This window comes from Enterococcus sp. C65 (assembly GCF_040887165.1).
Lineage (GTDB): Bacteria > Bacillota > Bacilli > Lactobacillales > Enterococcaceae > Enterococcus_B > Enterococcus_B hirae.
In genome coordinates, this window is the sequence record NZ_JBFOFG010000003.1 from 217,958 (window position 1) to 242,931 (window position 24,974).

The 24,974-nt window shown below is 38.6% G+C and carries 22 protein-coding genes, 1 pseudogene and 1 riboswitch; of the genes and pseudogenes, 21 read left to right on the top strand and 2 right to left on the bottom strand.

Translation table 11 applies throughout. The features are described from left to right. Nucleotides 1-7 precede the first annotated feature (7 nt). From AB3I12_RS04640 to AB3I12_RS04655, 4 genes are all read left to right on the top strand, one after another. Nucleotides 8-625, top strand: a complete 618-nt coding sequence (locus AB3I12_RS04640; RefSeq protein ID WP_010737427.1) for a glycoside hydrolase family 73 protein — start codon at nucleotides 8-10, stop codon at nucleotides 623-625. Nucleotides 626-647: 22 nt separating this feature from the next. Next, nucleotides 648-1,331, top strand: a complete 684-nt coding sequence (locus AB3I12_RS04645; RefSeq protein WP_010737428.1) for a hypothetical protein — start codon at nucleotides 648-650, stop codon at nucleotides 1,329-1,331. A 321-nt stretch (nucleotides 1,332-1,652) separates the two neighbouring features. Then, a riboswitch (purine riboswitch) is annotated at nucleotides 1,653-1,750 on the top strand. A gap of 151 nt (nucleotides 1,751-1,901) precedes the next feature. Continuing rightward, nucleotides 1,902-2,483, top strand: a complete 582-nt coding sequence (locus AB3I12_RS04650; protein WP_010719393.1) for a xanthine phosphoribosyltransferase — start codon at nucleotides 1,902-1,904, stop codon at nucleotides 2,481-2,483. A 2-nt stretch (nucleotides 2,484-2,485) separates the two neighbouring features. Next, complete coding sequence (locus tag AB3I12_RS04655) at nucleotides 2,486-3,796, top strand: nucleobase:cation symporter-2 family protein (protein WP_010719392.1); 1,311 nt, start codon at nucleotides 2,486-2,488, stop codon at nucleotides 3,794-3,796. A 203-nt stretch (nucleotides 3,797-3,999) separates the two neighbouring features. Here the strand turns inward: AB3I12_RS04655 and AB3I12_RS04660 are convergent, their stop codons facing one another. Then, nucleotides 4,000-5,277: a hypothetical protein gene (locus AB3I12_RS04660; RefSeq protein ID WP_063626986.1), complete on the bottom strand. Its 1,278-nt coding sequence runs from the start codon at nucleotides 5,275-5,277 to the stop codon at nucleotides 4,000-4,002. 335 nt (nucleotides 5,278-5,612) lie between these two features. Here AB3I12_RS04660 and AB3I12_RS04665 point away from each other — a divergent pair. From AB3I12_RS04665 to purB, 4 genes and pseudogenes are all read left to right on the top strand, one after another. After that, nucleotides 5,613-6,542, top strand: a pseudogene (locus AB3I12_RS04665) (transposase); the annotation flags it as partial. A gap of 106 nt (nucleotides 6,543-6,648) precedes the next feature. Continuing rightward, nucleotides 6,649-7,137 (top strand): 5-(carboxyamino)imidazole ribonucleotide mutase, encoded by a 489-nt coding sequence (gene purE, locus AB3I12_RS04670; RefSeq protein ID WP_010719389.1) that lies wholly within the window; start codon nucleotides 6,649-6,651, stop codon nucleotides 7,135-7,137. Further along, a complete protein-coding gene (purK, locus tag AB3I12_RS04675) occupies nucleotides 7,130-8,254 on the top strand; it encodes a 5-(carboxyamino)imidazole ribonucleotide synthase (RefSeq protein WP_172595681.1) in 1,125 nt (374 codons plus the stop codon). Before purE ends, purK begins: the two co-directional genes overlap by 8 nt. A 13-nt stretch (nucleotides 8,255-8,267) precedes the next feature. Further along, complete coding sequence (purB, locus tag AB3I12_RS04680; RefSeq protein ID WP_063626987.1) at nucleotides 8,268-9,575, top strand: adenylosuccinate lyase; 1,308 nt, start codon at nucleotides 8,268-8,270, stop codon at nucleotides 9,573-9,575. Between the two features lie 156 nt (nucleotides 9,576-9,731). On the opposite strand, the gene AB3I12_RS04685 is transcribed toward purB, so the two are convergent. After that, complete coding sequence (locus AB3I12_RS04685; protein ID WP_010737435.1) at nucleotides 9,732-10,109, bottom strand: hypothetical protein; 378 nt, start codon at nucleotides 10,107-10,109, stop codon at nucleotides 9,732-9,734. 261 nt (nucleotides 10,110-10,370) lie between these two features. Between AB3I12_RS04685 and purC the strand changes: the two genes are divergently transcribed. From purC to AB3I12_RS04750, 13 genes are all read left to right on the top strand, one after another. Further along, the gene (gene purC / locus AB3I12_RS04690) at nucleotides 10,371-11,087 is read left to right on the top strand and encodes a phosphoribosylaminoimidazolesuccinocarboxamide synthase (RefSeq protein ID WP_063626988.1); all 717 of its coding nucleotides are present in this window, start codon (nucleotides 10,371-10,373) and stop codon (nucleotides 11,085-11,087) included. Between the two features lie 14 nt (nucleotides 11,088-11,101). After that, a complete protein-coding gene (purS, locus tag AB3I12_RS04695; RefSeq protein WP_010737437.1) occupies nucleotides 11,102-11,356 on the top strand; it encodes a phosphoribosylformylglycinamidine synthase subunit PurS in 255 nt (84 codons plus the stop codon). A 1-nt stretch (nucleotide 11,357) separates the two neighbouring features. Then, on the top strand, nucleotides 11,358-12,029 hold the full coding sequence (purQ, locus tag AB3I12_RS04700) for a phosphoribosylformylglycinamidine synthase subunit PurQ (protein WP_063626989.1): 672 nt from the start codon (nucleotides 11,358-11,360) through the stop codon (nucleotides 12,027-12,029). 1 nt (nucleotide 12,030) lies between these two features. Next, nucleotides 12,031-14,253: a phosphoribosylformylglycinamidine synthase subunit PurL gene (gene purL, locus AB3I12_RS04705; RefSeq protein WP_063626991.1), complete on the top strand. Its 2,223-nt coding sequence runs from the start codon at nucleotides 12,031-12,033 to the stop codon at nucleotides 14,251-14,253. Further along, nucleotides 14,238-15,680 carry an amidophosphoribosyltransferase gene (purF, locus tag AB3I12_RS04710; RefSeq protein WP_063626993.1) on the top strand — a complete coding sequence of 481 codons (1,443 nt, stop codon included), beginning with the start codon at nucleotides 14,238-14,240 and terminating at the stop codon, nucleotides 15,678-15,680. The genes purL and purF overlap by 16 nt, the downstream gene beginning before the upstream one ends. 13 nt (nucleotides 15,681-15,693) lie before the next feature. Continuing rightward, nucleotides 15,694-16,737, top strand: a complete 1,044-nt coding sequence (gene purM, locus AB3I12_RS04715) for a phosphoribosylformylglycinamidine cyclo-ligase (protein ID WP_063626995.1) — start codon at nucleotides 15,694-15,696, stop codon at nucleotides 16,735-16,737. Then, a complete protein-coding gene (gene purN / locus AB3I12_RS04720; RefSeq protein ID WP_010719379.1) occupies nucleotides 16,734-17,327 on the top strand; it encodes a phosphoribosylglycinamide formyltransferase in 594 nt (197 codons plus the stop codon). Before purM ends, purN begins: the two co-directional genes overlap by 4 nt. Beyond that, on the top strand, nucleotides 17,320-18,855 hold the full coding sequence (gene purH, locus AB3I12_RS04725) for a bifunctional phosphoribosylaminoimidazolecarboxamide formyltransferase/IMP cyclohydrolase (RefSeq protein WP_063626997.1): 1,536 nt from the start codon (nucleotides 17,320-17,322) through the stop codon (nucleotides 18,853-18,855). Before purN ends, purH begins: the two co-directional genes overlap by 8 nt. A gap of 17 nt (nucleotides 18,856-18,872) precedes the next feature. After that, the gene (purD, locus tag AB3I12_RS04730) at nucleotides 18,873-20,147 is read left to right on the top strand and encodes a phosphoribosylamine--glycine ligase (RefSeq protein WP_063626999.1); all 1,275 of its coding nucleotides are present in this window, start codon (nucleotides 18,873-18,875) and stop codon (nucleotides 20,145-20,147) included. A gap of 119 nt (nucleotides 20,148-20,266) precedes the next feature. Next, nucleotides 20,267-21,181 carry an aldo/keto reductase family oxidoreductase gene (locus tag AB3I12_RS04735; RefSeq protein ID WP_063627001.1) on the top strand — a complete coding sequence of 305 codons (915 nt, stop codon included), beginning with the start codon at nucleotides 20,267-20,269 and terminating at the stop codon, nucleotides 21,179-21,181. Between the two features lie 108 nt (nucleotides 21,182-21,289). Beyond that, nucleotides 21,290-21,805, top strand: a complete 516-nt coding sequence (locus tag AB3I12_RS04740; protein ID WP_063627002.1) for a hypothetical protein — start codon at nucleotides 21,290-21,292, stop codon at nucleotides 21,803-21,805. Nucleotides 21,806-22,022: 217 nt separating this feature from the next. Beyond that, nucleotides 22,023-23,000: a GMP reductase gene (guaC, locus tag AB3I12_RS04745; protein ID WP_010719374.1), complete on the top strand. Its 978-nt coding sequence runs from the start codon at nucleotides 22,023-22,025 to the stop codon at nucleotides 22,998-23,000. Nucleotides 23,001-23,116: 116 nt separating this feature from the next. Further along, nucleotides 23,117-24,544 (top strand): PLP-dependent aminotransferase family protein, encoded by a 1,428-nt coding sequence (locus AB3I12_RS04750; RefSeq protein WP_063627005.1) that lies wholly within the window; start codon nucleotides 23,117-23,119, stop codon nucleotides 24,542-24,544. Nucleotides 24,545-24,974 lie beyond the last annotated feature (430 nt).

The window sequence follows — 24,974 nt, forward strand, 5'->3', positions numbered from 1 at the left end:
GTAGTGAATGGCCAAAAAAAAATGGAAGAAACAAAAACGTAATTCATTACGCTTGATTGCTGTGATTTTTGGTGGAATATTGTTGATGATAGCTTTTGTTCTCTCTTTACGAGGCTTGTCAGCGCCTCTTGTTGGGCAAGAACAGAATAACAATGAGGCACAAACGCATCAACAATTTATTGATCGATTAGCTCCTCATGCGAAAGAATTACAAACCGGCTATGGCGTTCTCCCAAGTATCATTTTAGGTCAGGCAATTCTTGAATCAAACTGGGGCGAGAGTACGTTAGCCAGTCAATACAATAATCTTTTTGGAATTAAAGCATATGGTGATCAAAAAAAGGTCAATTTAGAAACAAAGGAATTTGTGAATGAAGAATGGGTCACGATCCAAGGAGATTTTCGTGTGTATGATTCATGGGAACAATCGATGGACTCTCACACACAACTTTTTGTGAATGGGGTAGATTGGAATCCAGCATTATATGAAAAAGTGATCACGGCTACGAACTATCGTGAAGCTGCCCAAGCACTGCAAGACGCAGGCTACGCAACTGACCCTTCCTACGCACAAAAAATTATCCAAGTCATTGAAACCTATCACTTGGATCAATATGATCAATAACTATGAAAAAGGGAGTGGCAAGATGGCAGAGCAATTTACCCCTGAAATTATGACCGAGCTACGAAAAGATATCGTTAGAGTACCTGAGGTCATTATGGAGGCAAGTGGTATTAAGATTTTTGGAAAACTGATCCGATCGATTATTTTTACTACTGATATAGCAATTGTCCGTAATACAAATGCAAATGCCGTGATTGCTGTGTACCCATTTACTCCGCATCCTGCAATCACTAAAAGTATTATCGAAGCAGCAGACATTCCAGTCTTTTCAGGTGTTGGCGGAGGTCTAACGCAAGGCACGCGCTCTTCTTACATGAGCTTATTCGCTGAAGCGCAAGGATCGTTAGGAGTCGTTTTAAATGCGCCCACACCACTTGAAACAGTTCAAGAAGTTTGTCGTGCAGTGGATATCCCAGTGATTAGTACAGTGACATCGAAATATACAGAAATCGATGAAAAATTGGCAGCAGGTATTACGATCATCAATATCAGTGCAGGGAAAGAAACAACTGAAACGGTAAAATTTTTCCGAGAAAAGTATCCGGAACTACCGATTATTGCTACTGGTGGTCCAACAGATCAAAGCATCTTGGATACGATCAAAGCTGGAGCGAACGCTATTACCTATACTCCTCCAAGTAACGGGGAATTATTTAGTCGTAAAATGGAAAAGTATCGACAACTTGAAAAGCAAGAGGAATCATAAAAATCAAAAACAAGTCAAAAAAGAGAAAAAATCGTGGCACTCACGTAAATTCTCTTTTTTCTCTTTATTTCTGTCAGAAATACCGAACAACCTTGCTGAATGAGATCAAAAATATTAGATTTTAGAAAAAAATAGTGAAAGTTGGTTGTCACTTTCTGAAACAGATGTTAAACTGTTTTCATCGTTTGGAACAACAGCTAACATTGAAAGTGCCAACCAACGATTATGAATGCTTGAACCAATCAACACATTTTATTAAAGCTACTTCTAGACTACTTGAGCAAAATAGATCACTATTTTGTTTCTTAAGAGGATCGAAGGAACGTAGTGATATAGCCCACTTATATATCGTCATGATAAGGATGACAGTTTCTAGCCAGCACCGTAAATGCTGGACTATAAGTGAAAGAGTGTCTTGCACCCTTTTTACTTATTTAGTAAAAGGGTTTTTTTGTTTAAAAAGCAGGCATTTCTGCGTATTTCGCACGAGCTTGAAACCTTGAAAGGGTGATCCATGAGGTCGAATAGTGGTTAGCTTTGATATCAATAAATGAAAAAGGGGCAAATAAAGTGAAAGAATTAGTGGAACGTATTCAAAAAGATGGCCGTGTGCTAGGTGAAGGCGTCTTAAAAGTAGATAGCTTTGTGACACATCAAGTGGATCCGGTATTAATGGAACAAATAGGGCAACGATTTGCGGAAGTTTTCAAAGATCAAGGAATCACTAAAGTGGTAACGATTGAAGCTTCTGGAATTGCACCAGCTTTATTTGTGGCGCAGACATTAAATGTACCAATGATTTTTGCCAGAAAAGCCAAAAGCTTGACGATGGATGAAGAATTGTTGACTACTTCTGTTTATTCCTTTACAAAACAAGTGACTAGTACGATTTCTATCTCTCGTAAATTTTTATCTGCAGAGGACAAGGTTTTAATCATTGATGATTTCTTAGCGAACGGTCAAGCGGCGAAAGGGTTGGTTGAATTGTGCCGCCAAGCAGGTGCAGGAGTCGAAGGGATCGGCATCCTGATTGAAAAATCGTTCCAAGATGGCCGTCAGCTATTAGAAGAAATGGGCTTGAAAGTTGTTTCATTGGCACGAATTGCGGCATTATCCAACGGACAAGTTGAATTTCTTGAGGAGGATGCATAAAGGTGGAGAAAGAAACAAAAAATGGCCAAGCCGCAGTATTAGGTTTACAACATCTCTTAGCAATGTATGCTGGGGCAGTTGCTGTTCCTTTGCTGATCGGTACGGGACTAGGGTTTAATCAAGAGCAAATGACGTACTTGATCTCGATTGATATTTTTATGTGTGGCTTAGCAACATTATTACAATTGACGGTTAATCGTTTTTTTGGTATTGGGTTGCCAGTTGTTTTAGGTTGTGCTATTCAAGCAGTTGCACCACTGATCCTTATTGGGAGCGACCAAGGTGTTGGGGCAATTTATGGTTCGATTATCGCTTCTGGTATTTTTGTTGTTTTAGTGTCTGGATTTTTCTCAAAGATCAAACGTTTATTTCCACCGATCGTGACTGGGACAGTCATTACCGTGATTGGATTGACGTTGATTCCAGTTGCAATCGAAAAAATGGGCGGTGGCGATTCATCTGCGACTAATTTTGGAAATCAAACCAATTTATTACTAGCTTTCGTTACAATTGCACTGATCGTCGGAGTGCAAATGTTGGCTAAAGGTTTTGTTCGCTCGATTGCTGTACTGATCGGTTTAGTTGGCGGGAGTATTTTAGCTGCTGTACTGGGAATGGTGGATTTAAGTGCGATTGGTCAAGCGCCTGTTTTTCACGTACCTCAACCTTTTTATTTTGGAAAACCAACTTTTGATGTCTGGTCGATCTTGTTGATGATCATTATTTCTATTGTGAGTATGGTAGAGTCAACAGGTGTTTACTTTGCGCTAGGGGATATCACTGGACAAAAAGTGGGCGAAGAAGAATTGAAAAAAGGCTATCGTGCCGAAGGTCTGGCGGTTATTTTAGGTGGGATTTTCAATACATTCCCTTACACTGGTTTTTCTCAAAATGTTGGGCTAGTCCAACTTTCTGGTATCAAGACAAGAAAGCCAATTTATTTCTCTGCAATTTTTTTGATTATTCTTGGATTATTTCCTAAAATAGGTGCTTTGGCACAAATCATTCCAGAGCCAGTTCTAGGTGGCGGCATGTTAGTCATGTTTGGGATGGTTGCTGTTCAAGGTATTCGGATGTTGATGGAAGTTGATTTTACGAATGACAAAAATCTCTTGATTACTGCTGTTTCGATTGGTTTTGGCTTAGGATTCAATATTATGCCGACTTTATTTAGCCAATTACCCCCAACAGTTCAAATGTTTACGGGGAATGGGATCGTCATGAGTAGCGTGACAGCGATCGTTTTGAATCTTATTTTTAACGGGTTGAAAAAAGATGAAGAGATTATTGAAGAAGCATTAGCAAAAAAATAACTTGAATCGTCCTAAAAATGAGACTGAGACAAAAGTAACATCTTCGAAAAATAAGCAGGGATTGACCAAAAAGTTGAAAAGCAAATTTTGGAAATTCCTGCTTATTTCTTGACGCTAAATACCTTTGTCTCAACCTCGTTCTAGTTTATTTCTTTATGTATACGCTAAAATCAATATTCTATACTTATTATATGCTATTTATGCTATGCAAAAGAGGAACCCCGCTCTGATTTATCTGGTTGTTTACTTTTTTCAGTTTGTTTCCCTTGACTTAAAATTTCACTTTGTTTTTCCTTCGCATTATCTTTTAGATCAATAAATGTACTTTGCCCCCTCATTGTTGCAAATTCCTTTTTTTGGTCAGCTAAATTTTGAACTATTTTTATTGAATTATTAATTTTTTCCGAAAGTATTTTATTCGAATTTTCTAAGTTTGTCAAATCATCCTTGAATTTGGGATCAATTTGTTGGGTTACTTGTGTATTTTTAGATAAATGATTCACCTCATTCATCAAAGTTTTGAGATTCGTTTTTAAAGCATTAAGCTTAGCTTGTTTTTCTTGACTTATGGGTAACATTTTATCTATTGCTGCTTCACTCTCCATTATATATGCTGCTTTATCTTCAGATATCGTACTCAATTGACCCTTATACATTGCTATATTTTGATCTTTTGTGTCTAACTTTTTCGTTAAATCTCTCTTTTCTCCTGTAAAATACACTATAATTTTATTGAAAAATGACGAATTATCTATTTCATTTATTTGATTTTTTATGTTCTTTCGGCTCTTTTCTTCTTTACTTAATTTATCTTGGATGTCAGGCACTTCTTTATCTAGCAGGGACATTTTATGTTTATTATCTTTAACATACTGCACAGTGTTTGTGATTTCCTCAAATTGGTTTTCTTTGAGTTTTCCATTTTTATCAGGACTGTTAGTCGTTAAGTTATTGTATTTTGCTTCTAACTGGTTGTTTGACTTTTTAAAATTGTCCATATACACCTTAATTTTTTTATCATCAGGTTCTCCTCTTTGTTCTCTCTTTGCTTGTAACATGCCCAAATTAGCCGTTGCTTGTTCTGCCTCTTTCGCTTGTTGCTGTCGTTGTACTTTGGGTTTATTTATGTTTTCCATATGATTGTATCTGTTTTTGGCATATTTAAGTTTTTCTGATATTTTTAATGCTTCATTGCCAAAAGGATCGGATATCCGAGCATGCTGCATTTCCAATTTATCCATTTGTGCTTTTGCTGTATTTATTTCTTTTGCGCTAAATGCTGGTTGATCCTTTTCTTCTTGATGATGACTTTTCATATATTCCAAGCATTTATTTTCTTTTTCGTAGTTTTCTTTCGCCACTTTGCTCGCTGATGAATATTCATGTTTCACATTAAGGGCTTGTTTTGCTTTTTCAGTTATTTTTCTTTGGCTGTTAATCTCATCTTTTGTAAAGTAAAACCCTTCATACCATTCTTCCATATCTTCACTCCTCTATTTTTATTCATAGTTCAATCTTAACACGTTAAGATTATTGTTATATTCTAATAATTTCTTTTGTTAGGAAAAGATGAAAAATTACTCTTTTCTTCTACTTGTATAATGGATAATTACATAAATCTATACAAAGGATATGATAGTTCCCACGAAATTTATTGTTTCCATTTACAAAAACATACTAAGATTAGAGAGTGGGACAATAGTCAGAAAAAATCTGATTATTGTCCCATTTTTTGATTTTAAGGCACACAAAAAGCACACAACCTTGTATGATTCAAGTGATTAAAAAAAATCAAAGGAGTGTGCTTTATGTTTAAAAATAATACCATCAACCAAACAACTTTACCACTAGATGTAGAACATTTACTGATGCCGCCTTTATGCGGATGAAAGACGATTATATGCGAAATGGACAGCTCAAACCAGGTTATCATTTACAAATCACCACCGAAAATCAGTATGTTTTTAGCTATGAATTATTTCCGAATCCCACAGACACCAAAACATTGAAGCCATTTTTAGATAGTTTTTTAGACCAACATAAGGAGTTGCCGGAGTACATTGTGGCAGATGCAGGGTATGGTAGCGAAGAAATTGACATGTATATCAACGATGTTTTACATAAAATCCCCTCGATTACCTATGGAAGTTACCACAAAGAAAATAAAAAGAAGGACAAGGAGAATCCGTTTAACGTGGAGAATTGGCGTTATCTTGAAGAACAAGACACCTATATTTGCCCAGCGAATCGTCCGGTACCGTTCAAAAATTATAGTCGCAGAATAGATAACGGTGGCTTTATTCGAGATTTCAAAATCTATGAATGTGAGGATTGTCGGAACTGTCCAGTCCGTCGTCAATGTACGCGTGCGAAAAGTGAACAAAATCGAAAAATTCAAGTAAATAATAATTGGCGCTATTTCAAAGCAGAATGCAGAAAAAAGCTTCTAGAGGAGAAAACTGGTTCGATTTATCGGAAACGAAAAATGGATGTCGAACCCGCGTTCGGATATCTAAAGGCTAGCTTGGTGTTCCATTGTTTCCATTTACGTGGAAAACAAGGAGCAACGATTGGTATTGGTTTGGCACTGATGGCATTAAATTTAAGAAAATTAGGAAAATATATGGAGAGGAAAGTGCGCATAACAGAAAAAATAAGTTCGATTTTGACAATAAACATCAAAATCGAACTTATTTTCTTTTTGAGAAAGAACTATTGTCTCACTCTCGTTTTTTCTCTGATATAAATACCGAACGTTGGAGCTGAAAATCTTTATAATATTCGAAAATTCTTTGACATCAAAAAAACCGATTGCTAAAATATGAATGTGAAAGTAGAGAAAGGAGAAATGTATGACAATCAAGGTTGCGGTAATTATGGGGAGTACATCTGATTGGGAAACGATGAAAAATACTTGCGAGATTCTAGAAGAGTTTGAGGTGGCTTATGAAAAGAAAGTCGTCTCTGCGCATCGTACACCTGATTTGATGTTTCAGTATGCCAAAGAAGCACGAGCAAGGGGAATCAAAGTGATCATTGCTGGAGCAGGTGGAGCCGCTCATCTGCCAGGAATGGTGGCTTCTCAAACAACCTTACCAGTAATTGGCGTTCCGGTACAAACACGAACATTGAACGGATTAGATTCGCTATTATCTATTGTCCAGATGCCTGGTGGTGTTCCTGTGGCAACGACGGCGATTGGAAAAGCGGGGGCAATTAACGCTGGACTACTTGCGGTTGAGATGCTTTCAATGTATGATTTAAAGTTGGAGGCTAAGTTAGCGAAAAGACGGTTAATGTTAGCTGAAACTGTGATAGAAAGTAGTGATCAACTTGGTTAAACCTTTGTTGCCTGGATCAACGATCGGAATTGTCGGTGGCGGACAATTAGGACGGATGATGGCGATCAGTGCAAAAGAAATGGGCTTTAAAGTAGGGGTTCTTGATCCTGTAACGAATTGTCCAGCAGCTCAAGTAGCTGATTGGTATATTCAAGGAACATACGATGATACTTTTGCATTGGAAGAACTTGCTAGACGAACAGATGTTATCACGTATGAATTTGAAAACGTCAGTGTGGAAGCATTAAATGCCATTTCTTCTATGTCGTTTATTCCTCAAGGAACTGATTTATTGGCGATCACCCAAGATCGTCTTTTAGAAAAATCTTTTTTAGAAACGAATAATATCGTTATTGCCCCTTATGCGACAATTGTTAGTCCAACCGATATTCAAGATGCCATTGATGGTATTGGTTATCCTTGTGTGTTGAAAACGACACGAGGTGGATATGACGGCAAGGGACAATACGTCTTGAAAAGTCGGGCAGACCTTGCGCCAGCAATGGATTTACTAAGGGAAGGGACCTGTGTATTGGAAGCATGGATCCCCTTTGAAAAAGAAATCTCGATCTTAGTTGCTGGAAACGGACAAGGGGATTATAGTACATTTCCAGTGGTCGAAAATATCCACCGCAACAACATTTTACATGAAACGATTGCACCAGCAGCAATCGCTGATGAGGTTGTTGAAGAAGCAGAGCGGATCGCTCGAGTCATCGCTGAAGGAATGAGCTTATCTGGCGTACTTTGCATTGAAATGTTTTTAACAAAAACTGGTGGTTTATATGTGAATGAATTAGCACCACGACCTCACAACTCAGGGCATTACTCCATTGAAGCATGCTCGATGAGTCAATTTGATGCCCATATTCGGGGAATATGTGGTTGGCCATTAAGTAAAAAAGTCCGTTTATTGAGTGAGGCAGTGATGGTCAATGTATTGGGCGAGCAGTTATTAGAAAGCTATCATTTGATCGATAAAAAACCAGATTGGCAATTTCATTTTTATGGGAAAGCACAAGCGAAAAAAGGTCGTAAAATGGGGCATATTACTATCGTAACTGAAGACATTCAACAAACTTTGGATGAAATAAAGAAAACCAATATTTGGGATTAAAGGAGAAAAATTGATGTTAGAACGTTATACACGACCTGAAATGGGCAATATCTGGACAGAACAAAACAAATACCAAGCTTGGCTGGAGGTAGAAATTTTAGCTGACGAAGCATGGGCAGAATTAGGAGAAATTCCTAAAGAAGATGTCAAAAAAATTCGTGAACATGCATCTTTTGATATTGAACGTATTTTGGAAATTGAAAAGGAAACACGTCACGACGTTGTTGCCTTTACTCGAGCAGTTTCTGAAACATTAGGCGAAGAACGTAAGTGGGTCCACTACGGCTTAACGAGTACTGATGTCGTGGATACAGCTTATGGCTATCAAATCAAACAAGCAAATGATATTTTACGAGATGATTTGAAACGTTTTACGGCAATTATTGGTGAAAAAGCTAAAGAACATAAGTACACAGTGATGATGGGAAGAACGCATGGCGTTCATGCTGAACCAACGACATTTGGCTTGAAATTAGCTACTTGGTATTCAGAAATGAAACGAAATATTGAACGTTTTGAGTATGCAGCCAAAGGTGTTGAAGCAGGTAAGATATCAGGAGCGGTAGGAACATTTGCGAACATTCCGCCATTTATTGAAGAATATGTGTGTGAAAAATTAGGGATTCGTCCGCAAGAGATCTCTACGCAAGTGCTCCCACGTGATCTCCACGCAGAGTACTTTGCGACTATGGCATTGATTGCTACCAGCATCGAACGTTTTGCAACAGAAATCCGTGGTTTGCAAAAATCAGAAACGAGAGAAGTAGAAGAGTTCTTCGCTAAAGGACAAAAAGGATCTTCAGCAATGCCTCATAAACGAAACCCGATCGGTTCAGAAAACATGGCTGGACTTGCTCGAGTGATTCGTGGTCATATGGTCACAGCCTATGAAAATGTTTCGTTGTGGCATGAAAGAGATATCTCTCATTCGTCAGCAGAACGAATCATTTTACCTGATACAACAATTTTATTGGACTATATGTTGAATCGTTTTGGAAATATCGTAAAAAATCTGACGGTCTTTCCTGAGAATATGAAACGTAACATGGAAGCTACTTTTGGCTTGATCTATAGTCAACGTGTGATGTTGAAACTGATTGACAAAGGTATGACCAGAGAAGAAGCTTACGACTTGGTTCAACCTAAAACAGCTTATGCATGGGATCATCAAGTTCAATTTAGACCTTTACTTGAAGAGGATCCAACGGTTACTTCTGTTTTATCAAAAGAAGAGATCGATGACGCATTTGACTACCATCATCACTTGAAAAATGTGGATGTGATCTTTGATCGTGTCGGTTTAGGAGAAAAAGACAAATAATCAAAATGAGTGGCTTGCTTCGGATTGCTAGAAGCAGCCACTCTTTTACTGATATGTAATAAAAAAGAACCTTGACTCAGATAACTCAACTGGTCGGGGTTCTTTTTAGCTATTTTGATTCATTTCATGATGTTGCTTGATAATAGCATGAGAAAACTATCCGTAAAGGGCTTGAGCGGAATAGTTAAAATGTTTAGTATGAAGCAAACTCAATAATTCTTCGATAAAAGTATAATCAAATTCTTGCTGATCATAAGTGACTTGGATACGATAATGATTTTTGAATAATTTTTGTTCGTGTATCTGACTGATCACGAGTTGATGTTCAGAAAATGTTTGATATTCAAATGTGCGCTTTCGACACTCAGTGTGGCGCTTTGCCGCACGACGGATTTTTCTGAAGGTATAAAAACTCGTATCTTTATTACATAAGTAGACATCTTTGATAGACAACAGGTCATTATATAAACGTGACGTTTCCTCGGGCGATAAATCCATTAAAAAACATTGGGCACAAACTGCGGCCTCTTCCATTTCGCTACCTCCTTGAATTCCTTGAATAAATATCCAGAATCATTCTAATCCTACTATAGCATCAATTATTATAGGTGTAAACGCTTATTATTTTTCCGAGGAAGAATTTTTGGATCAAATACGAACATTAGACAATTTTAATGCTATAAATGTACATGTTTTTGTTGAATAGGATAAAAACACTTGTTAAAATTTAAAGTGAAAAGACGAACAAAAAAATAATGCTTGTTGTGATCGTCAAGAATTTAAGGAGATGTCGAAATGGAACAGAAGGATTTGCTGTATGAAGGAAAAGCCAAAAAAATGTACCATACTTCAGATGAACAGGTTATTTGGGTGGAATACTTGGATCAAGCTACGGCTTTGAATGGCTTGATGAAAGACCAAGTAAATGGAAAAGGGGAACTGAACAATCAAATCACAAGTAAAGTCTTCCATTATTTATCCGAACAAGGGATTGCCAATCACTTTATCCAACAAATCGGAAAAGCCGAACAATTAGTGAAAAAATTAAATATTCTTCCCTTAGAAGTGGTAGTCAGAAATAGTGCAGCTGGTAGTTTTTCAAAACGGTTGGCAATTCCTGAAGGACAAAAATTACCCACACCAATTGTCGAATTTTATTACAAAGACGATCAATTAGATGATCCATTTATCAATGATGAACATGTGCTGTTTTTACAAATTGCAGATGAAGATGAAATTACTGAATTAAAGACACAGGCTAGAAAAATCAATCATTTGTTAATCCAACTATTTGAGAAAATCGATTTACAGTTAATTGATTTCAAACTGGAATTTGGGAAAACAGCTACGGGCGAAATCGTATTAGGAGATGAAATTTCGCCTGACACTTGTCGGTTATGGGATTTGAAAACAAACGAACACATGGACAAAGATGTTTATCGACGAAAAATTGGGGAAATTGTCCCAGTATATCAAGAAGTTTTGACACGTTTAACACAAGTTGGTTTATGAGAGGAGAAAATGAAATGTATTTTGTAAAAGTTTATGTCACCTATAAAGATTCTGTATTAGATCCTCAAGGAGAAGCAGTGAAAAATGCGGTCCATCGTTTGGGATATGAAACTGTTGAAGATATCCGAATCGGTAAATATTTTGAGATCCAAGTTTCAGCAGAAGCTAGCGCAGTAGAGGAAACGATTGAAGGGATCTGTGACAAACTATTAGCTAACGTCAACATGGAAACGTATCGTTATGAAATCGAACAATTGGAGGGAATCTAGCATGAAATTTGCCGTGATTGTCTTTCCTGGTTCAAACTGTGATGCGGATATGCTGTGGGCAATTCGTGACATTATGGGAGTAGAAGCTGAGTATGTTCGTTACGATGAAACCTCTTTACAAGGTTATGACGGCGTATTGCTCCCTGGTGGTTTTTCCTATGGCGATTACTTGCGGTGTGGAGCTATTGCTCGTTTTTCAGCTATCATGAATGAAGTCGTTCGTTTTGCTGAGGAAGGAAAACCAGTCTTTGGTACATGTAATGGGTTTCAGATCCTTACAGAAGCAGGTCTCCTTCCAGGCGTGCTAAGAAAAAATGAGTCTTTGCGCTTCATTTGCAAAACTGTTCCTTTGAAAGTTAACAACCAGACAGCCTTTACTTCGGAGTATGAAACCGATGAGATCATTCAGTTGCCTGTCGCTCATGGCGAAGGAAATTATTTTTGCGATGATCAAACGTTGCAAGAGTTAAAAGCCAATAATCAAATCGTTTTTACTTACGCTGAGAATATCAATGGTAGTGTCGCAAATATTGCAGGGATCACCAATAAAGCAGGAAATGTGTTGGGAATGATGCCTCATCCAGAACGGGCAATGGAGGCGTTACTAGGATCAGAAGACGGAAAACGATTTTTTGCATCGATGTTAAAAAATTTTGGAAAGGTGACTGTCTAAGATGAAAACACGGAATGAACCAAGTCCCTTAGAGATCAAAGAAAAGAAAATTTATGCTGAATGGGGATTGACAGACGAAGAATATCGAATGATCGAAGAAGATATTTTGGGGAGAATGCCCAATTACACCGAAACAGGTTTGTTTTCAGTCATGTGGAGCGAGCATTGTTCTTACAAAAATTCTAAACCGATTTTACGAAAGTTCCCAACAAGTGGACCGCATGTTCTTCAAGGTCCAGGAGAAGGCGCTGGTATCGTGGATATCGGTGATGGTCAAGCAGTTGTGTTTAAAGCGGAAAGTCATAATCACCCTTCAGCAGTAGAACCTTATGAAGGAGCGGCAACCGGTGTTGGTGGGATCATCCGTGATATTTTCAGTATGGGTGCACGTCCGATTGCTTTACTTGATTCCTTACGTTTTGGCGAGTTAGACCAACCACGAACCAAGTACTTATTGGAAGAAGTAGTCGCAGGGATTTCTGGGTATGGTAATTGTATCGGAATACCGACGGTTGGAGGAGAAGTAGCGTTTGATCCTTGTTATGAAGGGAATCCGTTAGTTAATGCCATGTGTGTAGGGGTGATCGATCACAAAGACATTCAAAAAGGGCAAGCTTCTGGTGTGGGTAATTCGATCATGTATGTCGGTGCGAAAACAGGACGCGACGGCATTCACGGTGCGACTTTTGCTTCAGAAGAGTTCAGTCAAGAAGAAGAACAGCAACGTTCCGCAGTCCAAGTAGGCGATCCTTTTATGGAAAAACTATTACTTGAAGCTTGCTTAGAATTGATCCTGGAACATGCGGACATTTTAGTAGGAATCCAAGACATGGGCGCTGCCGGATTGGTTTCTTCAAGTTCAGAAATGGCATCAAAAGCTGGATCTGGTTTGATTTTGACATTAGATGATGTACCACAACGAGAAACAAATATGACTCCTTACGAAATGATGCTTTCAGAATCACAGGAACGAATGTTGATTTGTGTAAAAGCTGGGGCAGAGGAAAGAGTCAAAGAATTATTTAAAAAATATGATTTGGATGCTGTTACGATTGGAGAAGTCACCGATGATGGCTTGTATCGCTTGTACCATCATGGGGAAGAAGTAGCTAACTTACCAGTTGATGCCTTAGCCGAAGATGCACCTGTTTATGAAAAGGCAGTGCAAGAACCCGCTCGAATCGAAAAATTTAAACAGTTAGGGCAATATCAACCAATCATTGAAGATGCGAATCAATTATTGCTAGATTTATTGAAACAACCGACAATAGCTTCAAAACATGCGATTTATGAAACCTATGATTCTCAAGTACAAAACAATACAGTAGTTTCCCCTGGAAGTGATGCTGCCGTATTGCGTATTCGTGGAACTGAAAAAGCAATTGCTATGACGACTGACTGTAATGCCCGCTACCTTTACTTGAATCCTGAGATAGGTGGGCAAATCGCTGTTGCAGAGGCTGCCAGAAACATTGTTGCTAGCGGCGGACGCCCATTAGCAATCACAGACTGTTTGAATTATGGTTCTCCTGATAAACCAGAAGTATTTTGGGAATTGGTCAAATCAGCAGACGGGATTGCCAAAGCATGTGAAGTCTTTGCGACACCTGTGATCTCCGGAAATGTTTCTTTATACAATGAAACGGATGGCAAAGCGATTTATCCTACCCCGATGATCGGCATGGTCGGATTGATCGAAGACCACCAACACATCACCACTCAATCTTTCAAAATGGCGGATGATTTGATTTATCTTGTTGGTGAAACTTATGACGATTTCAATGGTAGTGAATTGCAAAAAATGCAATTAGGAAAAATTGAAGGGGACATCGAGCATTTTGATCTATTGACGGAACAACAAAACCAAGAAAGTCTACTGGCGGCTATTCAAGCAGGAGTGGTAACCAGTGCGCATGATTGTTCGGAAGGCGGTTTGGCTGTGGCGTTGGCTGAAGCAACTTTTGGTACCCAACTGGGATTAGATGTCACAGTAAATCTGACGACAGCACAACTTTTTTCAGAGACACAATCAAGATTTGTGGTCACCATCCTTCCAGAAGATCGTGAGGAATTTGAACGTTTGATGGGCGAAAAAGCAAGTTGTATCGGTAAAGTGACTGAGTCAAGTAATATCGTGATCCAAGCAAGTGATGGGGAAATCCATCTAGCTGTTACAACAGCTAAAAAATGCTGGGAGGACGCAATCGAATGTCTTATGAAGTAAAAAGTTTAAATGAAGAATGTGGGGTGTTTGGTGTCTGGGGACATCAAGAAGCATCGAGTGTGACGTATTTCGGGCTTCATAGTCTTCAGCATCGTGGTCAAGAAGGTGCTGGGATCGTTTCAAATGATCAAGGGAAACTATTGGGACACCGGGATCTAGGTTTACTCTCAGAAGTTTTCAAAGATCAAAGAAAGCTAGCTGCACTCTCTGGACAAGCAGCGATTGGACATGTGCGTTATGCTACAGCAGGTAATGGTAGTGTGGACAATATCCAACCCTTTTTATTTAAATTTTATGATCAGTCAATCGGTCTAGCTCACAATGGTAATCTTACGAATGCCCGTTCATTGAGAACGTCGTTAGAAAAAGACGGTGCGATTTTCCATTCCAATTCAGATACAGAGATTTTGATGCATTTGATTCGTCGAAGTAAAAAAACAACATTACTCGATCGTTTAAAAGAAGCATTAAATGAAGTGAAAGGCGGTTTTGCCTATTTGCTTTTAACAGAAGATGCCATGATCGCCGCTCTTGATCCGAATGGTTTTCGACCTTTGGCAATCGGACAAATGAAAAATGGTGCATATGTGATTGCTTCTGAAACTTGTGCACTGGAAGTCATCGGTGCGCGGTTTATTCGAGATGTTCGTCCAGGGGAAGTAGTGATCATTGATGACTCGGGCTATACGATCGATACTTATACGACCGAAACCCAGTTAGCGATTTGTTCCATGGAATATATCTACTTTGCACGACCAGATTCAAATATCGCTGGTGTCAATGTACACACTGCTCGTAAAAATATGGGGAGAAATTTAGCACAGGAAGCGCCAATTGATGCTGACATGGTTGTAGGTGTTCCAAATTCTTCGCTATCAGCAGCCAGTGGCTATGCCGAAGCTAGTGGCATCCCTTATGAGATTGGACTAGTAAAAAATCAATACATTGCCAGAACCTTTATTCAACCAACACCAGCATTAAGGGAACAGGGTGTCAGGATGAAACTTTCGGCTGTCAGAGGAGTTGTTGAAGGGAAACGAATCGTGATGGTGGATGATTCAATCGTTAGAGGAACAACGAGCCGGCGAATCGTACGTCTATTAAAAGAGGCAGGAGCAAAAGAGGTTCATGTACGAATTGCTTCACCACCGTTAAAATATCCTTGTTTTTACGGCATTGATATTCAAACGAGAAAAGAACTAATTGCAGCGAATCATAGTATCGAAGAAATCAGACAATGTATTGAAGCAGATTCATTGGAATTTTTAAGTGAGGATGGGTTGATCCAAGCAATCGGATTAAAAGAAGCAGCTCCTTATTCTGGGTTATGTATGGCTTATTTTAATGGTGATTATCCGACGCCTTTATACGACTATGAAGAAAAATACCGTGAATCATTGAAAGAAAAAGTATATTTTTTTCAATAAAGGAGGAAGTAACATGAGCAATGCCTATGCGAATGCTGGTGTGGATGTAGAAGCTGGCTATGAAGTAGTAGAACGAATCAAGAAACACGTGAAAAAAACAGAGCGACTAGGGGTAATGGGTGCTTTAGGCGGTTTTGGTGGCTGTTTTGATTTAAGTTCTTACCAATTAAAAGAACCAGTTTTGGTATCAGGGACAGATGGGGTAGGAACAAAATTGTTAGTAGCCATCGAAGCGGATCAACATGAAACAATCGGAATCGATTGTGTGGCGATGTGTGTCAATGATATTTTAGCTCAAGGTGCGGAACCTTTATATTTCTTAGACTATTTAGCTACTGGAAAAAATGATCCACAAAAATTAGAAAAAGTCGTCGCTGGCGTGGCGGATGGTTGTGTAGCAGGTAATCTTGCGTTGATCGGTGGCGAAACCGCAGAGATGCCAGGGATGTACGCGGAAAATGAGTATGATCTTGCTGGTTTTGCAGTTGGGGTTGCAGAAAAGTCGCAATTGATCACAGGAAGTGAAATCGAAGTTGGTGATGTTCTGTTAGGCTTACCTTCTAGCGGGATTCATTCAAACGGCTATTCATTGGTTCGGAAAGTGTTTTTTGAACAAAATAGTTACACATTAACCGATCAGATAGAGGGTCTGTCTGAAACACTGGACCGAGAATTGTTAAAGCCGACAAAAATCTATGTATCAGCTTTGCTGCCAATCATAAAAGAACAAAAGATCAAAGGTGCGGCACATATCACTGGTGGTGGATTCGTAGAAAATATTCCTCGGATGTTGCCGGAAGGAACGGCCGCGCAAATTCAATTAGGTTCATGGCCTAGCTTGCCGATTTTTGATTGTCTCCAACGTTTAGGTGAAATCCCTGAACAAGAGATGTATGAGATTTTTAATATGGGTATTGGAATGGTTGTAGCAGTAGCAGCTTCTCAAGTCGATGAAGTCATTGAAAAAATCAATGAGCAAGGAGAAGCGGTTTATCGAATCGGTGAAGTAATTCCCTTAAAAAATAAAACAGTGTTGTTTGATGAGGAAGAAAAATGAAGATTGCCGTATTTGCTTCAGGAAATGGCAGCAACTTTCAAGCTTTAGTTGACTATTTTCGGGAAAATAAGTTGCCAGATACCTTTGAATGGCTTTTTTGTGACCAGCCGAATGCTTTTGTCTTAGAACGGGCAGAAAAGTTACATGTACCATTTCATTTTTTTTCACCAAAAGAATTTTCATCTAAAAGAGAATATGAAGAAAAAATTTTAGAGATCCTAGTGGAAAAAGAAATTGAACTCATTGTATTAGCAGGATACATGCGGATTATTGGTCCGACTTTATTGAATGCTTATGAGTCAAGGATCATTAATATCCACCCCTCTCTTTTACCTGATTTTCCTGGCTTACATGGGATTCGTGATGCGTTTGCTGCGAAAGTCAAAGAAACAGGTATAACGATTCATTACATTGATAAAGGGATAGATACAGGACCCATCATTCACCAAGAAACCATAGAGATCACGAAAGAAGACACATTGGATAGCTTAGAAGCAAAGATTCATCAAATCGAACATCAGACCTATCCTAAAATAATCGAAGCAGTCATCAAAGAAATGCAAAAAGTGGAGGAAGAAAAAAATGACTAGAGCATTGTTAAGTGTATCGGATAAAAAAGGAATTGTTGAATTTGCCAAGGGATTACAAGCTTTGGAAATTGAGATTATTTCAACTGGGGGCACCAAAAAAGCACTTGATGAAGCGGGAATCTTGACCATCGCAATCGAAGATGTCACTGGCTTTCCTGAGATGATGGACGGACGTGTCAAAACTTTGCATCCTAAGATTCATGGGGGATTATTAGCACGTCGTGATCTTGCTAGTCACAGAGATGCAATGGCAGCTTCTGAGATTTTGCCGATTGATTTTGTTTGCGTCAATTTGTATCCTTTCAAAGAAACAATCATGAAACCGGATGTTAGTGAAAAAGAAGCCATTGAAAATATTGATATTGGTGGACCAAGTATGTTGCGTAGTGCTGCCAAAAACCATGAATTTGTCACGGCGATCGTTGATCCGAACGATTATCCAATTGTTTTAGATGAACTGAGAAATCAAGGGACTACTTCTCTAGCGACACGTCAGAAACTGGCAGCGAAAGTATTTCGTCACACAGCAGCCTATGATGCATTGATTGCTCAATATTTAACGGAGCAAGTGAAGGAAGAAAAGACGGAAAAATTGACTCTTACTTTTGAACGCAAGCAAGACCTCCGCTATGGCGAGAATAGTCATCAGCAAGCTGTCTTTTATCAATCTGCTCTACCAGAACGTTATTCGATTGCTCAAGCAAAACAGCTTCATGGAAAAGAACTATCTTTTAATAATATTCGTGATGCAGATGCTGCTTTGCGGATCATGAGTGAATACCAAGAACCAACAGTCGTAGCACTCAAACACATGAATCCTTGTGGTATTGGCTCAGCTCGCACGATTTTCGATGCTTGGCTAGCAGCTTATGAAGCAGATCCTGTTTCGATTTTTGGTGGGATTGTGGTATTGAATCGGGAAGTCGATTTAGCAACAGCTCAAGAAATGCACAAACTCTTTTTAGAAATTATCATTGCACCGTCTTATACACCAGAAAGTTTAGAAGTTTTAAAAGCCAAGAAGAATTTACGATTATTAACGGTTGACTTTAACTCGCAATTAACAAAAGCATCTAATGAAATTGTTTCAGTTCTTGGAGGGTTACTCGTCCAAGAAAAAGATACAGCAATGGAAGAACCAACTACGTGGCAAGTAGTAACCGATCGTCAGCCAACATCTGATGAAATGGCTGCATTAGCATTTGCTTGGAAAGCTGTTAAGCACGTCAAATCAAATGCGATCGTTGTAAGTAATCGGTATCAGACACTAGGGATTGGTGCGGGACAAATGAATCGTGTCGGTTCTGTCAAACTTGCGATTGAACAAGCTGGAGAAAAAGCACAAGCAGCTGTTTTGGCAAGCGATGCTTATTTCCCAATGGATGATTCGGTGGAATATGCAGCTAAACACGGAATCAAGGCGATCATTCAGCCTGGTGGAAGTATCAAGGACCAAGCATCGATTGATATGGCTAATAAACATGGAATTGCCATGGTCTTTACGAACGTCCGTCATTTTAGACATTAAGATAGAAGGAGTAAGAAATGAATATATTGATCATAGGATCTGGTGGGCGTGAACATGCGATTGCGAGTAAAATCTTACAAAGTCCGCTAGTCGAAAACGTTTATTGTGCACCGGGGAATCCTGGCATGACACGTGATGGGGTCAAAATCGTTGATATTAAAGAAACTGATCATCAAGGATTGATCGAGTTTGCTAAGAAAGCGTCGATTACTTGGAGTTTTGTTGGCCCAGAAATTCCATTACTAAATGGGATCGTAGATGATTTTAAAAAAGCGGAATTAAAAATATTTGGCCCAACGAAAGCTGCCGCATTGATCGAAGGATCTAAGAGTTTCGCCAAAGAATTGATGGAGCGTTGTCAGATTCCAACTGCTGAATCTAAAACTTTTACCAACTATCTTGAAGCCAAATGGTACATCGAAGAGAAGGGTGCCCCAATTGTGATCAAAGCGGACGGTTTAGCTGCTGGCAAAGGCGTGGTCGTAGCGATGACAAAAGCCGAAGCGTTACAGGCAGCCAGCGATATGCTGGAAAAACATCGTTTTGGACAAAGTGGACATCAAATCGTTGTGGAAGAATTTTTAGAAGGAGAAGAGTTCTCTTTGTTAGCGTTTGTGGATGGCGAAGCAGTTTATCCAATGGAAATCTCACAAGATCATAAACGAGCGTATGATGGAGATCAAGGACCGAATACTGGAGGGATGGGTGCCTATTCTCCAGTACCTCACATTTCTGAAGCAATCATTGAAGCGGGGATCGAAAAAGTAATAAAACCTGCAGCGGAGGGGATGAGCGAAATTGGTCGTCCGTTTATCGGTGTATTGTATGCGGGATTGATCGCCACTTCAGATGGACCGAAAGTGATTGAATTTAATGCGAGATTTGGCGATCCTGAGACACAAGTCATTTTACCTCGATTGAAGAGTGACTTGGCGCAAGTGATCACTGATTTGTTAGACCATAAGCCGGTTCATTTAATTTGGGAGGAAACTGGATATCGTTTAGGGGTTGTAGTTGCAGCAGAAGGTTATCCTAATCAGTATTTGACTGCTATGGATTTGCCCGATTTTCCTGAAGAGGAGGCAACTGTCTATTATGCGGGTGTTCAAGAGGAAAAAGGAAATTTAAAAGGTTCAGGTGGTCGAATCTACTTAGTGGAGTCCTATGGGGAAACAATTGAAGAAGCGAGGGAAAAAATATACAACGTGTTAGAATCAAAAGATACAAAGGGGACATTTTATCGGAAAGATATTGGAATGAAAGCAATCAACGTTTTTTCTAAGAATCACTAGCGCAACAAAAAGGGGGATAACATTTTTTTCTTTTTTGAGAAAAAAGTGGCATGCCTCTTTTTGCCCCCTTTTTGAAGTAAATGTGTTAAAATCTAATGGGAAAGAAAGGAATGATTTTAATGAAACAGATTCAATTGGGAACTTCAAATCAAAAGGTGTCATCGGTCATTCTCGGATGTATGAGGATTAATGGTGCTGAACGTCCAGAACGTATTGTTGAAACTGCTTTTGATAACGGTATCAATTTTTTTGATCATGCGGATATCTATGGTGGTGGAGAATGTGAAACCATCTTTGCTAGTGCATTAGCAAAAACTTCAATAAAGAGAGAAGAGCTATTTATTCAAACAAAATGTGGGATTGTTCCCGGTGTGATGTTTGACTTTTCCAAAAAGCACATCATTGAATCAGTAGAAGGTAGCCTCAAACGGTTAAAAATGGATTATGTTGATGCGTTGCTATTACATCGTCCCGATACCTTAGTTGAACCTGAGGAAGTGGCAGAGGCATTCGATGAATTAGAAAAGTCAGGTAAAGTACGTTATTTCGGTGTAAGTAATCAGAAACCAATGCAAGTCGAATTGCTAAAGAAATACGTCAAACAACCTTTGTTGATCAACCAATTGCAATTTGGATTGAAACATTCTGGAATGATTGATCAAGGGATCCATGTGAATATGACAGATGAAGCTAGCGTTGACCACGATGGTAGTATCTTGGATTATTCACGTTTGAATGAAATGACGATCCAAGCATGGTCGCCTTATCAATATGGTTTTTTTGAAGGGGTATTTATCGGTAACGAAAAGTTTCCTAAATTGAATCAAAAATTAGCAGAACTTGCTGAAAAATATCATACAACGCCAACAGGTTTAGCTTCAGCTTGGATTTTACGCCATCCTGCGAATATCCAAGTGATTGCAGGAACGATGAATGTAGGGCGAATCAAGGAAATTGCACAAGCATCAGACGTTGAACTGAGTCGTGAAGACTGGTATGCGCTGTATCGCGAAGCTGGCAATATCCTACCATAGACATGAAAAAACATTGAATGAAACAGTCATTAGTTGCTTGTTCGCTAATGACTTCTACATATATTGATGCGAGGAACGTCACTAAGAATCTACGAAAAGGGGAGTAAAATGGGATATCTAAATAAATGGGACAATAATTCGTCAGTGCCAGAAAGTGAGCTAAACGCTCATAGAGCAGCGTATGAAAATGTCAGTGATGGTAAAGAAGCGAAAGGCAATCTAAAACTAGACCCCCAACGCTATAGTCTTGGAGTAATGACACACGCAATAAATAAAACGAAATCTGCAAAATCAAATAAACCTAATAGAGCTCTACCTGGAATGATCCAAGAAATAGCGCAAAGCTATTTTAGCCCTAAAGTACTTGCTGGTATGGAGAAATTCAAAAAGGATAGAGAAAAAGAGCTAGAAAAAAGTTCGAACATTTCGCAAACAAAGTTATCTAAAGATAAAGAAAACCCTGATAATCAAAATCAAGTTTATAAAAGGTTGAATGCCATTATCACTGGCGCTAAACAGACACTCGTTCAAACCGGAACTCTGAATAAAAACGATCAAGAGAAAACAAACCAATCAAAAGAAGCTGGAAATCAACAAAAGAATGAACCACCTGGTAGAGATTGAGTAGCTATAAGCGACAAACAGCTGATTGTTTATTTGTCGAAAAGTTTGATGGCTAGACAGTGTTATTTAAGATTAAGGAGTTTTTATTTTTTTGTTTATATTCCCCTTGATTTTTTAGTTTAAATACGGTAAATTACATAAGGTGCTAAAAATAAACACCCAAAAAGCAAATAATGTTCGTGTTTTACTGAATTCGAACATCAGGAGGATCATGTCCATGAAAGTGTTTGATTACGAAGATATTCAACTCATTCCTAATAAATGTATTGTAAGTAGCCGTTCAGAATGTAACACGACAGTGACACTAGGAAAGCATACTTTTAAAATGCCTGTTGTCCCTGCGAATATGCAAACGATCATCGATGAGTCAATTGCACAATTTTTAGCAGAAAATGGTTACTTCTATATTATGCATCGATTTGATGAAGCAGCAAGAATCCCCTTTGTGCAAAAAATGAAGGAGCAACAATTGATTACTTCAATCAGTGTTGGCGTAAAACAAGAAGAATATTCATTTGTTGAAGAATTAGCACAGTTAAATTTAGTTCCTGATTATATCACGATTGATATTGCGCACGGTCATTCAAATGCGGTGATTGAAATGATCCAACATATCAAAAAACATTTACCAGAAACGTTCGTTATTGCAGGAAACGTTGGTACACCAGAAGCTGTTCGGGAATTAGAAAATGCCGGAGCTGATGCAACAAAGGTTGGAATTGGACCTGGTAAAGTTTGTATCACAAAAATCAAAACCGGTTTTGGTACCGGTGGTTGGCAACTTGCTGCCTTAAGATGGTGTGCGAAAGCTGCCAGAAAACCGATTATTGCTGATGGGGGTATTCGTACCCATGGTGATATTGCAAAATCCGTTCGTTTTGGCGCAACAATGGTTATGATCGGTTCGCTATTTGCCGGACATGAAGAATCGCCTGGTGAGACAATGGTGGAAAATGGCGTAGTGTACAAAGAATACTTCGGCTCTGCCTCCGAGTTTCAAAAAGGTGAAAAGAAAAATGTAGAAGGTAAGAAAATTTGGATCCAACATAAAGGGTCTTTGAAAGACACGTTGGTTGAAATGCAACAAGATTTACAATCTTCTATTTCTTATGCGGGTGGGAAAGATATTGAAGCTATTCGCAAAGTAGATTATGTGATTGTTAAAAACTCCATTTTTAACGGAGATACCATTTAATAGCTATTAAAAAGCAAAGTAGATGCTCTCGCATCATGCTTTGCTTTTTCTTTGCTTTTCGATCCCTTTTTTATAAGATAAAATAGGCAGTAGAAGAAAGAGGAATGGAGAAGAACATGTGGGAAGTCATAGATAAGAAACAAAGACCAATTTATCGACAAATTATGGATCAGGTGATGAAAAATATTGAAAATGGGAATTTAGATCCCAACGTACCATTGCCCTCTGAAAGAAAATTGGCAGTTATTTTTCAAACAAATCGCACCACTGTGGTTCGAGCGTTGGATGAATTACGAGATCTTGGCGTTCTTATCAGTCGCCGAGGCAGTGGACGCTTTGTGAATCAAACCGAATGGGGGCGGTATTCTGTCCCGAGAGTGAATTGGCGCGAATTATTTTCCCAACGCTATGAACAAATCGATGATAGTTATGAAAAAATGATCGAAGTAGGAAAACTGAACCCTTATTTTCTCGATTTATTTTCGAGCGAGATGCCTACAGACTTATTACCAAACGTTCAATTTCCAGCATACTCAATGAATGAGATTATTGAAAAAGAGCAACAAATCACCTGTCTAGGTTATCTTCCATTAGTAGCAAAAATAAAAAATTACTTGATCGAAAAATTTTATTTTGATTTTACTAAAACGCAATTATTAGTTACGAGTGGGGGTCAACAGGCTATTTTTCTAATTTTACAGACGATTTTATCTAGTGGTGATGCTATTGCGGTAGAAGCGCCTTCGTTTTTTTATCGTTTGTCCTTATTTAAAGCGACAGGGATTCGTCTATTTGGTGTACCCATGGATAGCGAAGGTATTGAGCTGGATAAGCTAGAAGTGTTGATCAAGAAAAATAAATTGAAAGCTGTCTTAGTCAATCCAAACTTTCAAAATCCAACAGGGAAAGTGATGTCCCAAAAACGTCGCGAAGCATTAGTGACCCTTTGTCGCAACTATCAATTACCGATCATTGAAGACGACGTTTTTAGTGACTTATCCTTTCATGATAGTGAAAAGCATAAACCAACTGCGATCCATTCGATTGATCCGGAAAATGTTTTATATATCGGATCATTATCTAGGGTATTAGGACAAACGACCAAGATAGGTTGGATCGTTGGGCTGCGTTCCTTTATCGACCGCTTAGCGAAAGCGCAGGAAATGATGGAATTTTCGATGAGCATCTTTCCCCAAAATGTGGCGATGACTGTATTTGAAGAAAGTTATAGCACAAAGATCGCCATTGTGAGGGAAGAATTATACAAAAGAAGCTTGACACTGGTTGAATGGGAAAAAACGCAAAACTTTTTTGAAGTCTGGCCCATTTATGGTGGGTACTATGCGTGGATTACGTGGAAAGGACAGCAATTGACAAGAGATATTGCGGAAGAATTGATCCGCTCAGGGTTAGGCATTGCACCAAGTTTTTTGTTTGGAGAAGAGACCAACGGGTTGCGTATCAATTTTAGTCGTTTAACTGAAGAAAGGCTACCATTTTTTCAAGCGGAAATGGCAAAATTAGCAAAACGTTTATCCGTTTAATTCATGATCAAAAGAACAGGTTCATGTGCAACAGTTAAGGAGATTCCTTGCTGTTGCTTTTTAATTGAAAAAAATACACATATAGTAGAAAATTAAAAGAGGGATGATTGTAAAGAAAATCACTAATTAATAAAAATTTTTTCTGTTTGTTGGAATAAGGTATAACAATGTGCGGATTCAATGATAACAGTAGAGAGGAGTAGATAGAAAATCAGGACTAATTTTGTACAAAAGATGTAAACCGCTTTCTTGATTGTGATGTTGTTCACTATTTGCGTGGTTAAGCGGATTGTTACAAATTTTTAAAAACGTGAATTTTTTTGCTTTTAGCTTGTATTTCTTAATGATCCATGATAATTTATAAAAGAAGACGGTTGGATATTGATACAGTTTATATATCTGTTTCAATCGCAGAAAGATGAGATTTTCT

What these genes read in the sequence shown, in the direction of transcription:
- purQ (WP_063626989.1), top strand. Translation starts at nt 11,358, where the DNA reads ATGAAATTTGCCGTGATTGTCTTTCCTGGTTCAAACTGTGATGCGGAT.
- AB3I12_RS04750 (WP_063627005.1), top strand. Translation starts at nt 23,117, where the DNA reads ATGTGGGAAGTCATAGATAAGAAACAAAGACCAATTTATCGACAAATT.
- purF (WP_063626993.1), top strand. Translation starts at nt 14,238, where the DNA reads ATGTCTTATGAAGTAAAAAGTTTAAATGAAGAATGTGGGGTGTTTGGT.
- purB (WP_063626987.1), top strand. Translation starts at nt 8,268, where the DNA reads ATGTTAGAACGTTATACACGACCTGAAATGGGCAATATCTGGACAGAA.
- purC (WP_063626988.1), top strand. Translation starts at nt 10,371, where the DNA reads ATGGAACAGAAGGATTTGCTGTATGAAGGAAAAGCCAAAAAAATGTAC.
- purM (WP_063626995.1), top strand. Translation starts at nt 15,694, where the DNA reads ATGAGCAATGCCTATGCGAATGCTGGTGTGGATGTAGAAGCTGGCTAT.
- AB3I12_RS04735 (WP_063627001.1), top strand. Translation starts at nt 20,267, where the DNA reads ATGAAACAGATTCAATTGGGAACTTCAAATCAAAAGGTGTCATCGGTC.
- purL (WP_063626991.1), top strand. Translation starts at nt 12,031, where the DNA reads ATGAAAACACGGAATGAACCAAGTCCCTTAGAGATCAAAGAAAAGAAA.
- AB3I12_RS04640 (WP_010737427.1), top strand. Translation starts at nt 8, where the DNA reads ATGGCCAAAAAAAAATGGAAGAAACAAAAACGTAATTCATTACGCTTG.
- purN (WP_010719379.1), top strand. Translation starts at nt 16,734, where the DNA reads ATGAAGATTGCCGTATTTGCTTCAGGAAATGGCAGCAACTTTCAAGCT.
- AB3I12_RS04645 (WP_010737428.1), top strand. Translation starts at nt 648, where the DNA reads ATGGCAGAGCAATTTACCCCTGAAATTATGACCGAGCTACGAAAAGAT.
- guaC (WP_010719374.1), top strand. Translation starts at nt 22,023, where the DNA reads ATGAAAGTGTTTGATTACGAAGATATTCAACTCATTCCTAATAAATGT.
- AB3I12_RS04685 (WP_010737435.1), bottom strand. Translation starts at nt 10,109, where the DNA reads ATGGAAGAGGCCGCAGTTTGTGCCCAATGTTTTTTAATGGATTTATCG.
- AB3I12_RS04740 (WP_063627002.1), top strand. Translation starts at nt 21,290, where the DNA reads ATGGGATATCTAAATAAATGGGACAATAATTCGTCAGTGCCAGAAAGT.
- AB3I12_RS04660 (WP_063626986.1), bottom strand. Translation starts at nt 5,277, where the DNA reads ATGGAAGAATGGTATGAAGGGTTTTACTTTACAAAAGATGAGATTAAC.
- purD (WP_063626999.1), top strand. Translation starts at nt 18,873, where the DNA reads ATGAATATATTGATCATAGGATCTGGTGGGCGTGAACATGCGATTGCG.
- purH (WP_063626997.1), top strand. Translation starts at nt 17,320, where the DNA reads ATGACTAGAGCATTGTTAAGTGTATCGGATAAAAAAGGAATTGTTGAA.
- purS (WP_010737437.1), top strand. Translation starts at nt 11,102, where the DNA reads ATGTATTTTGTAAAAGTTTATGTCACCTATAAAGATTCTGTATTAGAT.
- purE (WP_010719389.1), top strand. Translation starts at nt 6,649, where the DNA reads ATGACAATCAAGGTTGCGGTAATTATGGGGAGTACATCTGATTGGGAA.